The following is a 12,714-nucleotide window of genomic DNA, read 5'->3' as shown; positions in this document are numbered from 1 at the left end:
AAGCGATGAACCTCGCACAGTTTCGACAGGCCAACCTCGACGGCCTGTCGGCGGCCGTGGCGTACTGGGACACCCTGGCCGGACAGATGCAGGGCGTCGAACTCCGCCTGGGAACCGAGTTGTCGGGGCCGATCAAGAGCGGCACATGGCTGGGACTCTCCGCCACGTTCGCCGGCCTGCGCATCGACACGGTGCACAAGCAGTTGGAGAACGCCACGCTGGAAAGTCGGGCGGTCGCCTCGGTGCTCAGTGACGTCAACGGTGATCTTCGCAAGCTGCGTGAGGAGTTGCGGAGCATCGAGGCGGAGGCGGCGGCCAAGAAGCTGGTGATCGCGGCGGACGGCTCGGTCAACTGGCCGCCGATGCAGGTCGCTCCCGGGCAGGAGGTGAGCAAGGAGGCCGGTGATCGTTACACCGCGGAACAGCGCTCGCACGCCGAGGAGATCGGTCGTCGGATCACCGACCTGCTGCGTCGAGCGGGCGACGCCGACGAGCGGGGAGCGGCGGCCTTGCGGGCCACGCGGGGCAAGGACGCGAGCACCTTCGACTCGCCCGACGCGCTCGGCGGTGGCGCCGAGGCCGATGCCAAGCGTGCGTCCGACCTGTTCACCCGCCTGTCCTCACTGGACGCGGGTGATCTGGACCTGTTGCGCAACATCATGCAGGCGAACTCGGGCAACCCGAACTTCGCCGAGGCGCTGACCCGGAGCATGAAGCCGACGGGTCTCTACGACGCCACCGGCCTGATCGCCCAGATGAACGCGCGGATAGCCGCCGGAGACAGGAACGACCCCAGGCTCGCGGACCTGAAACAACTCCAGACCGACCTGGGCAATTCGCTGGCCGCGGCCAGTCCGCGCCTGGCCAAGGACCCGGCGTGGATGGCCTCGATGACGGAGGCGGGCCGCCGATTCGTCCGGGTCGGCGACGGTGACGCCTACCCGGGCCGGGCCACGGTCTACGGCTACCAGTTGCTGGGCACGCTGCTGAGCCATGGCACGTACGACACCGGCTTCCTTCGGCAGACCGCCGACGAGGTGATCGCGTTCGAAAAGGCCGCCGGCAAGCCGTCGATCTGGAGCACGACCCTCATCCCGCCGCCCCGCTTCGGCCTGGACCTCTCCCGCCCCGGCAGCGGCTACGACCCGGTGACCGGCGTACTGACCGCGATGAGTTGGAACCCCGAAGCGGCGAAGGGCTTCTTCGGTGACGGCGGCCCGGCCCGACTCGACTACCTGTTCAAGGGCCGCGACCCGATCCCGGACCATGTCGGCGGCGGCGGTGAGCCGACGAGTTTCGACGCCTTGGGGAACGCGCTACAGGCCGCCACGACCGGCCGAATCCCGACGGGCGGTGTGGGGCTGCCGGACTCTCCGATGTTGCCGCACGACGATGTGATGCGACGCATCGCGAAGGACTCCGTCGCCTACCTCGGGAGCCACGCCTCCTTGGGTGGAGCGGTCCCGGGAAGCATGAGCGACAGCGTCGCGAACATCCTCTCGGAGTACGTGGAGGATACCCACCGCAGCCTCGCTCAGAATGAAGGCGGAAACGCCTTTTTCGATGTCGGCGACCTGGTCCGGGTGATCAAGGGGACTGCCGAGAATCCTGAGGCTTTCCGGTCTATTTACGATCAGGAACTGGCCTATACGGGTGCCACGTTGTCGGTCACCCCGGCGGGAGATCCGCTGCGGATCGAGAATGAGATCAAAAGCGGTTCCGAGGCGTTGGGGGCGTTGGATGAAATCCGCGCACAGGTGATCAAGGATCAGGGCGGTGATCAGGACAGCGCGAAGAACTGGGAAAGCAAATACTGGTATCACGGAGTGGGTGGCGGCTCGAACGCGCTGGCGGGATACGTTCTCCCGCCGCAATTTGCATTTCTGGGCGACGTGGCGCAGCGGTCGGTCAACTTGTTCACCGACGGTTGGTACGGTGACCAGAGTGCTCAGATCGCCGAGCGAACCGCCCTGGATGTGGAGGCGCTTCGCCGAGAGAATAAGGATCGTCTGGACGCAGCTTTGCGATCGTGGGCGACCAATAATCCCCAATCGGGCACCCCGTATTTCAGGGAGCAGCTTGAGAATTGGATCCACAATTCCCACGACAGTTATGTGACCGGAAGTGCGACCGCAAAGTCAAATCTTGGCCAGTGATTCGCCCATGGTGCTCGACTGCGAAAGGTTTTACGAATGGCCGCCGGTCCGACGATTTCGTTCCGCAAAAAGCGTGGGCTGATCATAATACTTGCAGTCTGCATCTCACTGGTTGCCGGCGGCCTTGTTTTGTGGCGCAACCATGAACTGCCGTGGCAGAAAAAAGTTCATTCCGCACCGAAGCGCGTTTGCCTTGACGTACTGTCCGGGGCAGAGGTTGTTCGTCTGGTCAGTGGTTCGGCGGGGGGCAAGCACGGTGAGGTACGCGCCTTCGATACCGTCGAATCGGTGTCCGAGAAATCCAACGGACTGGCGATCTGCCAGGTCAAGGTGCCTGTGACGCCCGGTACCGTCCGTGCGCAATCAACCCTGATCAGCCATCCTGACGGTGATGCCAGGGCGACGTTCGATTTCGCGATGTCGCTGGGCAATGCGAACGTCGAAGGAGCGATCCGGCGAGATTTCCCAAGTGGCGCAACCCCGTTCGGCGGCGGCCTCAGCGGAGCGGTCACCGACAGTGAGGCGTGGCTTCGGATGCCCGAATGCGCCAAGGCGCCACAGAGATTTCGGGGTACGCCGCAGTTCGCCAAGGTCGGCATCATCCGGTCCGATAACGCCCCGTTGGAGAACGTGCGGCCGATCTTGACATCGATGCTGACTCGGTTGACGAATCGCTCGCTTGAACTCATCGGTTGTGACGAGCGGATACAGGAGCCGAATATCTCCGCCGGGCCGGTCCGACGAACGCCGCTCGGAGACGACCGAACGTGTCTGCCGATCGCAGCGGCGGATCTCGGCATCCCGAACACCGCCGGCTGGACCCGAGAAAGCTTCCGCACCGACCCCGACATCGTGTCGTGGTGTGACGTTTTCAACGAGAAGGGCGAACGGGCCCTTCGATTCACGAAGATGCACTCTCTTCTCCGTGGTCCGGAGAGCCCGGTGAACAGCGAACTATCCGGCGGAAAGGCTTTGCAGTGGGGCTGCGAACCACGCTCCTACCCCGATTACGATGCCCCCGTCCGCGTGCTCGAACGCTTGGATGACCGACTGCGCCCGGTGGGTGAGCTGAAGGCGGCCATCGTGGCGGCCGCCCCCGAACCGGCGGCCTGCGCGGTGGCGGCCAAGTAGGTGGGGTCGCCTGCGGAGACGGGCTCAGCGGGGTTCGTAGGGGCCGGGGCCCGGGTGGTAGTAGGTCGGCGGTGGTGCCGGGGGCCAGGAAGGCGCGGCGACGGCTTGCCGGCGGGCGACCTCGCGGGCGCGGCGACGGCGGGTGGCGATGACGGCGGCGCCGGCGACGAGGGCGGCTGCGGCGATGCCGCCGACGAGGATGGGGACGAGGAGGCTGTCGTCGTCGGACTTGGGGGCGGTGGCTGCGGCCGGGGGAGCGGTGGCGCTCGGCGGCGCGGACGCGGCGGCCGAGGGGGCGCTTGGTGCGGTGCCGGCGGGAGCACTCGGCGCGGGTTTGTCGCCGCGCACGCCGACGAGCGGATTGACGTCGGCGGGACCGGGTGTGTCGGTGGCGGCGAGGGCCTTGCGGGGGCTGACGATGCCGTAGCCGAAGGCGTCCGAGGGGATGGGCTCATTGGGCCGGTTCGCGGTGTCGAGCAGCCGCCGGATGACCTGGTTGGCGGTCCAGTCGGGGTGAACCGACCAGACGAGCGCGGCGACGCCGGAGGTTAGGGCGGTGGCGTCGCTGGAGCCGGTGCCGAGACAATAGTGGGTCTGCGTGACGCAGGCACTTGGGATGTCTTCTCCGGGCGCTGCCAGTGAGATCCACGACCCCTGAACGCTGTTCTTGGCTGGCGTTCCGTTGCGATCGACTGCGCTCACCGACAGAACACCCGGATAGGCGGCGGGATAAACCGGTGCGCCGTTTCGGTCCAGTGGCGTGTTTCCGCCGGCCGCAATCAGCAGTTTTCCCTTACTCAGCGCGTATGCGACGGCATCGCCCAATGCTGGAGTATTTATTTTCGAGCCGACTGAGAGGTTGATGATTCGGGCCTGCGAGTCGGCGGCGAGACGAACGCCCTCGGCCAAAGATGTTTGATCGACCCCTCCAACCGGAGCAGGGTTGGTACGGAAGGGTAGGACTTTAGCCTTTGGGGCAACGCCGAAGACACCTTGGCCGCCACCTGTTTGGCCCTGCCCCACAATGAGACTGGCCATGGAAGTCCCGTGCCCGTCTTGATCTCCCGAAGTGTTCAGGCTCGGGAGAATCTGTCCGACGAGGTCCAAGTGAGTGGTGTCCACGCCCGAGTCGACCACGGCAACTGTGACTCCTGCGCCGCGCGTGGTTTTCCACACGTCATCGATCTTCCAAGCGTCCAAGTACCACTGTTGTGCCCGGATGGAATCGGCCAGAGCGGGCGTAGCAAATTGGCCCGCGCCGATCAGGAAGATCACAAGCATGCGGAGCGTGACGGACATCCGGGAGGTTCGGGTGGGGCGTCCGCTCATGCGGCGAAGGTGTCCTTTCTGAGATGAGGGGTGTCAGTCGATGACCGGTGGGACGACACCCGGGCGGCGTGGGCCGTCCCAGACATTGTCGTCATCTTCTTCGGCGCGCGGAGTGCGACGTCGGACCTGCTCCGAGCGGGCACCGCCTGTGAAAGGCGTCCGCTGTCCGGGCGATCGCCTTGAAGACTGGCTGCCCGTAGCCTCCGATGCCGGGTTGCTGCCCTCGACCGGCAGCGCTCGCAGTCTGGGCGAATTCCGGTTGGACGCGGTTCCCGAGGCGTTTCCAACGGAGCCGCCTCGGGACGCGGCAAGCCTGCGGCTCGCACCACCGTTCGAGGACGGGCTACCGGGGGCTCCAGCCGAACCCGGGGAGCCTGGCATCCCTCCGGGGCGCATGGAGGAGTTGGCGCCGGACGGACTATTGGTCCCCGGTGTGTTCGGGTTGCGTCCTTCCGGATGCGCGCTGAACGACCCTCGTCCACCGCCGGTTCCCGGAGAGTTGCTGCCACGAGGCGAGACCCCGCCGCCACCCGGCACCGTTCCGGGGACGCCTCCGCGTAGAGGTGTGCTGCCGGTACTCCCGCCTCCGCCTCGCAGACCGGGACCGCCACTGACGTTTGTGCTGGGGTAGGTCCCCGAGAACGGGTTCGAACCGCCCGAGGGCACTACACCGGGACCATTGACGTTGGGGGCATTTACCGATCCCGGGCCACCGCCGGAGACCTGCGGCATCCACGGAGCGTTTGCCGTGGCGTCGGGGGCCGTGAGTGAACCGTTGCCTTGCAGATTGGTTGACTGTGGTACGTAGGTGGGTTGGGGCGCGTAAGGGGTATTGAGCCCCGTCGTTGCTCCGCCGCCGGGACCTCCGCCGCCAGGACCTCCGCCGTTGGGTGCAGAGCCTCGTGGGGCGGAGTAGATTCCCGAGCTAGGGTGGCCTGTTCCTGCACGTGACTGTGACGTGCCTCTTCCACCACCAGCTTGGCCACCGGAGCTACCGGTTGGGCCACCAAGAGACCTGACGTCATGTTGAAAGTCACCCGGCGGATCCGGAAACGCCGGGGGCGGTAGGGCCTTCAGGTCCTGTGCCGTCACCCGATACGTCGAAGCAAGCATCCGCATCTGTGCCACCGCCTCGCGGTGGGCCGCGTCGACCTGGGCCTTGGCTTCCTGTTGGGCCTTGACCGGGTCCACGCCGCCGGGAGGTGGGCCACCGGCGGCCTGGGTCGTCACGGCCAGGGAGACCGTGGCCACCGGGCCCTGGTTCGCCTTGGCCACGATCGCGGGGTCCATGCGGGCCGGCATCCGGGCCTTGGCCACGAAGATCTGTTGGCCCACGTGATTGACGTGGTTGCCGGCCGCCGCGACGTAGTCGCCGAGTCCTGATGCGGCAGCGGTGAGACCGCCCGCCCAAGTGCGGAAGCTGTCCGCGCTGGGGCCCTCCCAGACACCGTCGAGAGCCTTGATGCACTGGCTGAGGCCCTCCGTCGCGGTCTGGATCCGCCGTGCCGTGCCGTTCAACTTCTCGGCGTACTTGCCCAGTGTCGAAGGATTCGCCTGCGCGATCATCGCCTGCAGTTGTTCCAGCGAGAAACTGTCGAAGTCGGTTTCCCCGCCGCCCGGTCCGTTGGTCGGCGCTCCTTCTGCATGCACCATCAGATTCCCCCCACGCCGCCCGGATCGCGTAGTCGCGTCATTCCACGGCCCCCTTGCGCACCGGCGGCGTGCCCGGCGCCGAGCCCGCCGCCACGGGCGCCTGTCCACCGGTGGTGATCCGCTGCATCACTTGTTGCAGCGACCGGCGCGTGTCGTCGTCCACGTCGGCAGTGTTCACGCCCGTGACCTTGATCGCCAACTTCATCGCCGTGATCTGGTCCTGCAACTTGTCGATCAGTTGCCGCAATTGCGTCGCCGTCGCGGTGACGACCGCGCCCATCATCGGGGCCTCGGCGAACGACACCCCGAAGTCGCCCGCACCGATTCCGTGTTCCCCCGGGTTGGCCCCCGCGTCCGGGCCGACCAAGTCGGCCAGTACGCCCTCCAGCGCGCTCTGGAACTTTTCGAGCATCTCCAGGCTGATCTGAAAACCGGATCCCGCCATAGCCAACGCTTCCCCCGCGCTTGATGACCTTCGGCCGCGACAGCCTCCCCGGCGCACGTCGGACACGCCTGCGTGTCGCAGCGTCGACTATTGATCCATGGATCGTCAGCGGATCGCAAGAGGAGGCTGACGTTCCGTTATAACTATTCGGATGGTCGGGGTGGCATACCGGCGTAAAGCGGGGCCCGGTCGCTGTGGCGACCGGGCCCCGCTTGCGGGTTCTCGACGTCAGCTCTCCGCGAGCCAGGCCGTCTGGATCAGTTCGACGCCGCGTCGACGGGTGATGAACTGGCCGCGTCCCGGCGGCAGTTGAGCCGGTTTCACGTTGGCCATCAGGGCACCCTCGTCGCGGTTGCCGGACAGGATCAGGCCGGACGTGCCCAGGTCGAGGAGCTTTTGCAGGACCGGCTCGTACAGGGCGCGGCCCGCGCCGCCGCTGCTGCGGGCGATGATCAGGTGCAGGCCGACGTCGCGGGCCAGCGGCAGGAACTCGGCGATGCTGCCGACCGGGTTGCCGCTGGAGGAGGCCACCAGGTCGTAGTCGTCGACCAGCAGGAACAGCTCGGGGCCGCTCCACCAACTCCGGTTGCGGAGCTGGTCCTGGGTCACCTCCGGTCCGGGCAGGCGGCGTTCGATGCCGCCGCGGATCTCGTTCATGAACGAGGTCAGGGCCGGCGCCGCCGCCGCGTACTCCAGCAGGTGCGACTCCGGGACCACGTCCAGGAGCGTGCGCCGGTAGTCGGACACGATGATCCGCGCCTCGGCCGGCGTGTAGCGCTCGGAGATGCCGCGGGCCAGCAACCGCAGGAAGTTGGTCTTGCCGGACTCGCTCTCGCCGAACAGCACGAAGTTCGTGTCGACGTTGAAGTCCAGGTAGACCGGGCTGAGCGTCGCCTCGTCCACCCCGATCGGGATCGCCCGACCGGGCACCTGCGCCGGCGTCGGCAACTGCTCGTAGGGCAGCAACATCGGCAACACCCGCACCGGCGGAGCGGGCGGCCCCGCCCAAGCGGCCTTGATCGCGCCCACCATGGCCGCCATGCCCTCGCCCAGGTCCTCCGCCGTGGAGGCCCCGTCGATCCGCGGCAGCGCGGCCAGGAAGTGCAGCTTGTCCGGGGACAGGCCGCGGCCCGGCGCACCCGTGGGCACGTTCGCCGCGAGCCGCCGGTCGACCTCGGACTCCATCGTCTCGCCGAGCCGCAGCTCCAACCGGGTCTGGATCTGGTCCTTGAGCGCGGGCCGGATCTCCGGATGCCGGGACGCGGTGAGCACCACGTGCACGCCGAAGCCCAGGCCGCGCGTGGCGATGTCGGTGACCTCGGCCTCCAGCGCGTCGAAGTCGTTCTTGAGGGTCAACCAGCCGTCGACGAACAGGAAGACGTCGCCCCACGCCTCGTCCGGCAACGTCCCGGCGGCCCGGCGCCTGCGGAACGTGTCGATCGAGTCGATGTTGTTGACCCGGAACATCTCCTCGCGGCGGTCCAGGATGCCCTTGACCTCGCTGACGATCCGGCGCACCCGCTCGGCGTCGAGCCGGCCCGCCACCCCGCCGACGTGCGGCAGATCGCTCAGCGCGACCATGCCGCCGCCGCCGAAGTCCAGGACGTAGAACTGCACTTCGGCCGGCGTGTGGGTCAGCGCGAAGGAGGTGATCATGGTGCGCAGCAAGGTGCTCTTGCCGCTTCGCGGACCACCCACCACCAGCGCGTGACCGGCCGCGCCGGACAGGTCCGCGTACATCACGTCGCGGCGCTGCTCGAACGGCTTGTCCACCAGGCCCAGCGGCACCACCAGACGGCCGTTCGCGCCCCAGTCCGGCGAGCACAGCCCGCGGTCCGCGGTGACCTGCAGCGGCGGCAACATCTGGTCGACCGAGTTCGACTCGGACAGCGGCGGCAGCCACACCTGGTGCGCGGGCGGACCCTGGTTGACCATCCGGCGCACGATTACGTCCAGCACGGTGTCCGCGAGCGCGCTGTCGATGTCCGGCTCGGGCTCGGGCTCCGGCGGCAGATCGGGCTGCCGGTTCCACATGTTCGCGGCCGTCCACCGACTCCCGAACAGCACCGGCATCGGGGCGCCCGACCGGTTGCGTCGAATCCGGTCGGAGGCCCGGTAGGTACCCGACACGTACGCGGCCTTGAACTGCACCATCGACTCGGTGTCGAACTTGAGATAGCCCGCGCCGGGCACCGACGGCAGGTGATACGCGTCCGGGACGCCGATCGCCGCGCGCGACTCGGCGGCGGAGAAGGTACGCAGACCGATCCGGTAGGACAGGTACGTGTCCAGACCGCGCAGCCGGCCCTCCTCCAGACGCTGCGACGCGAGCAGCAGGTGTACGCCCAGCGATCGGCCGATGCGGCCGATCTGGATGAACATGTCGATGAAGTCCGGCTTGGCGGTCAGCAGTTCGCTGAACTCGTCGATGATGATCACCAGCGAGGGCAGCGGCTCCAGCGCGGCGCCCGCGACCCGGGCCCGCTCGTAGTCGTGCATGTTGGCGTAGTTGCCCGCCGAACGCAGAAGCTCCTGCCGCCGGTTCAGCTCGCCGGTGATCGAGTCGCGCATGCGGTCGACCAGGGTCAGGTCGTCGGACAGGTTGGTGATCACCGCCGCGACGTGCGGCATGTCCGACATCCCGGAGAAGGTCGCGCCGCCCTTGAAGTCGGCGAGCACGAAGTTGAGGATCTCCGAGCTGTGCGTGGTGGCCAGGCCCAGCACCAGGGTGCGCAGCAGTTCGGACTTGCCGGAACCGGTGGCGCCGACGCACAGGCCGTGCGGGCCCATGCCCTCCATCGCCGCTTCCTTGATGTCCAGCATGATCGGCTCGCCGTTCTGGCCGATCCCGATCGGCACCCGCAGCCGGTCGTTCGGCGGCCTGGGCCGCCAGGTCTGCGACACGTCCACCTGCGCGGCGTCACCGATGCCCATCAGGTCGGTGAAGTCCAGGTTGGCCAGCAGCGGCTCGTCGTCGTCGTTGGCCGACAACCGCAACGGGGCCAACTTCCGGGCGAGCGCCTCCGCGTCGCCCGCCGACAGGAAGTCCGGCACCCCCTCGTACGCGCCCGCCGTGGACTCCAGCGTCAGCCGGTCCTCCTCGGCGATGATCGCCAGGCCGCCGCGCAGTTCGTCCAGCGGGCCGGGCACCACCTCGACGATGGTCACACCCTGCAGCCCGTCCGCCCCCGCGAGCAGCGAGTTGGCGGGCACGCCGCCGCCGTCCAGGACCACCACCAGATGGGGCTGGTCCAGTACCGGCTGCGCGCCGGCCGCGAAGCGCGAACGCCCGGCCAGGTCCTCCGCCAGCCACTCCTCGATCTCGCCGAGGTCGCCCGCGATCATCCGGATCGAACCGGCGCCGTCCGACTGGGACGGGTGCTGCACGTGCGGGAGCCACTTCAGCCATTCCCAGTGCGGCAGCGAGTTCGCGTCCGTGGCCACCACGATGCGCACGTCGTCCGGCGAGTGCAGCACCGCGAGTTGGCCCAACATCGCCCGGGTCAGCCCGTATACCCGCTCCGGCTCGCCGGAGACGGTCAGGTGGTAGAAGGAGCGCAGCGACACCGCCATCGGCAGGTCGTCCAGCGTCGCCTGGGTGCGCAGGAAGCGCCGCATGGCATCCGCGCACAGCGGCTCCAACTCCTCCAGCGGCGCGGTACTCGGCGCCACCAGCGCAGTGGACAACTGCTGCTGGCCCACGCCGACCCGGACCTGTCCGAAGTCGGCGTCACCGGCCCGGCGTTCCCAGATCCGTCGCTCGCCCGCCGCCACCGACCACAACTGCGCCGGGTCCGGGTGCGTCCACAACTGCGCGTCGCGCTGCTTGCGGGCGGTCCGGCGGACCTCCTTGCGCTGCTGGGCCAGGTACTTGAGGTAGTCGCGTCGGGCGTCGAGCATCTGGACCCGGTTGCCACCGCGCGACTTGATGATGTTGGCGACCACCATGACCAGCGACGAGATCATCATCATGCCGCCCATGACCATCATCATCTTCGGTGCACCAGGCATGAAGAAGAAGCCGGCCGAGCCGAGCATGCCCATCATCGGGAGCACGCTCATGATCCAGTTCTGGTCGGTCGGGCGCTCCAGTTCGGGGGGTGCCTGGAGCTGGATCTCCTCCGCCGGCACAGGCGAGGGCAGCACCCTGGGCGGGCGCTTGACGATGACCACGGTCAAGGTGAATCAGCCTCATCCGTCGCGAGGATCCTGGACATGGATCGAGCCCGCCGCAGAACACGGAAAAGGAGCAGGTGATGTGAGTCAACCCACCCCGTCAGGGTCGTCTCCATGCACACGTGAGGGCGGTTGAGCCGTTCGTGTGTGCGCCGCATACTACTGGCCGACCGCGTCGGCGCCAGTGGCGAGCCGGGTCGCGGCGTATAGAGTGCGTCGTCATCCCGGCCCCTCGGGGCCGCGGGACACGGGGCAGCTACAAGCAGGGGGATCTGCACAGGTGAACTCCACGACCACGACGGTCACCACCGGGTTCGCCCGGATCACCGTCATCGCGCCGGACTGCCGAGTCGACCTCGCGCTGCCGGAAGAGGTCCCGCTCGCCGAGCTGTACCCGGAGATACTCCGGCTGTCCGGGCAGACCCAGCGCAACGGCGCGGTGACCGGCTTCCAGCTCACCCGGCTCGACGGCGAGGCCCTGGACAGCGCGCTCACCCTCGCGGGGCAGCACGTGCGCGACGGGGAACTGCTGCGCTTCACCGCCCTCGCCGACGCACCGCCGCCGCCGGTCTACGACGACGTGGCCGACTCGGTGGCCACCTCGGTCACCGGCGACAACCGGCTGTGGACGCCGGAGATGTTGCGGATCGCCGGCCTGTCCGGTGCCGCCGCCTTCTTCACCCTGGGCGCCATCGTGCTCTGGCGGATGACCCCCCTGCCGCACGGCCTGCCCGCCATCGTCGGCGGCTCGCTGGCCCTGGTGCTCACCGTGGTCGCCGGCGTCCGCTCGCGGGTCTACGGCGACCACGTGGGTGGCGCCGTGCTCGGCCTCGGCGCGCTGCCGAACGCCTTCCTGGCCGGCCTGGGCGCGATCGAGCCGCCGGTGCGCGAGGGCCCGGGCCGGGTGCAGTTCCTGACCGCCTGCGTCGCGGTCCTGGTGGTGTCCACGCTGATCGCCGCGCTGCTGCCGGAACGCGGCGCCGTCTACATCGCGGGGGCCGGCGCCGGTGCGCTGGGAACCCTGGCCACCTTCGGCCTGATCACCTTCGAGAGCGGCCCGCGCGAGGCGGCGGCCGTCGCCGGCACCGTCGCGCTCGCGATGATCGCCTTCCTGCCCTCCTGGGCCGCCCGCCTGGCCCGCCTGCCGATCGGCTTCCTGCCCTCGGACGCGCCCACCGCCCGGCAGAGCGACACCCTCGACCATGCCGACGTCGCCGCGCGCGCCCGCAACGGACACGAACTGCTCAGCGGCCTCACCGGCGCGTGCGCCGCCGTGATCGTCGCCTCGTGCGTCGTGCTGGGCAACGTCGACACCATGTGGACCCGGGTCCTGACCGCCGTGCTGGCCCTGGTCACCCTCGGCCGCGCCCGCCTGTTCCGGCACACCACGCAGGTCACCGTGTTGTACACGGCCGGCCTGCTGGGCCTGGCGATGCTCTTCATCGGCCTGACCCTGGACACCGGATTCCTGGACAAGGAGCGGCAGGGCTGGATCTTCGCGCTGGTCTGCGCGGTCGGCGCGCTCCTCGCGATCGTCGCCACCACCGTGCCCACGCGCGGCCTGTCCCCGTTCTGGGGACGCGCGATGGACGTGCTCGAAGGCATGTTGATGGTGTCCGTCGTCCCGCTGTGCCTGGCCGTGCTGGATCTGTACGACAAGCTGCGGAACATCACGGCCTGATGCGCTCCTGCTAGGGTTGTCCGTATCCCGGAGCCTCGTGCCCGGGATGCGCGCTGTCCACGGGCCGCGCGCCCGCACCATGTGAGCCAAGTTGCCTCCGTGAGTCAGACCGGGGGCGCTCACCACCTTGCAGAGGGAGAACA

At 68.4% G+C, this 12,714-nt stretch carries 6 protein-coding genes; 3 read left to right on the top strand and 3 right to left on the bottom strand.

The genetic code is table 11. The features are described 5' to 3' along the window. The first annotated feature begins 5 nt into the window (after positions 1-5). Positions 6-2,156, top strand: a complete 2,151-nt coding sequence (locus ACFXMF_RS04310; protein WP_379992137.1) for a hypothetical protein — start codon at positions 6-8, stop codon at positions 2,154-2,156. Between the two features lie 36 nt (positions 2,157-2,192). Beyond that, positions 2,193-3,287, top strand: coding sequence for a hypothetical protein (locus ACFXMF_RS04305; protein ID WP_379992138.1), 1,095 nt, complete (start codon positions 2,193-2,195; stop codon positions 3,285-3,287). 24 nt (positions 3,288-3,311) lie between these two features. On the opposite strand, the gene ACFXMF_RS04300 is transcribed toward ACFXMF_RS04305, so the two are convergent. The 3 genes from ACFXMF_RS04300 to eccCa form a co-directional block, all read right to left on the bottom strand. Beyond that, positions 3,312-4,616: a S8 family serine peptidase gene (locus ACFXMF_RS04300; protein ID WP_379992139.1), complete on the bottom strand. Its 1,305-nt coding sequence runs from the start codon at positions 4,614-4,616 to the stop codon at positions 3,312-3,314. 1,690 nt (positions 4,617-6,306) lie between these two features. Further along, complete coding sequence (locus ACFXMF_RS04295) at positions 6,307-6,780, bottom strand: hypothetical protein (RefSeq protein WP_379992140.1); 474 nt, start codon at positions 6,778-6,780, stop codon at positions 6,307-6,309. 162 nt (positions 6,781-6,942) lie between these two features. Continuing rightward, a complete protein-coding gene (eccCa, locus tag ACFXMF_RS04290) occupies positions 6,943-10,893 on the bottom strand; it encodes a type VII secretion protein EccCa (RefSeq protein ID WP_379989332.1) in 3,951 nt (1,316 codons plus the stop codon). Positions 10,894-11,170: 277 nt separating this feature from the next. On the opposite strand from eccCa, the gene eccD reads away from it, so the two are divergent. Next, entirely contained in the window at positions 11,171-12,571 is a 1,401-nt protein-coding gene (eccD, locus tag ACFXMF_RS04285; RefSeq protein WP_360304785.1) for a type VII secretion integral membrane protein EccD, read from the top strand. The last annotated feature ends 143 nt before the right edge of the window (positions 12,572-12,714 follow it).

This window comes from Embleya sp. NPDC059213 (assembly GCF_042754445.1).
GTDB lineage: Bacteria > Actinomycetota > Actinomycetes > Streptomycetales > Streptomycetaceae > Embleya.
Note: the sequence above shows the minus strand (reverse complement) of the source record. Positions and strands in the feature narration are given on the sequence as shown.

Excerpts from the sequence above, each read along its gene's own strand:
- ACFXMF_RS04310 (WP_379992137.1), top strand. The coding sequence starts at position 6 with ATGAACCTCGCACAGTTTCGACAGGCCAACCTCGACGGCCTGTCGGCG.
- ACFXMF_RS04305 (WP_379992138.1), top strand. The coding sequence starts at position 2,193 with ATGGCCGCCGGTCCGACGATTTCGTTCCGCAAAAAGCGTGGGCTGATC.
- ACFXMF_RS04300 (WP_379992139.1), bottom strand. The coding sequence starts at position 4,616 with ATGAGCGGACGCCCCACCCGAACCTCCCGGATGTCCGTCACGCTCCGC.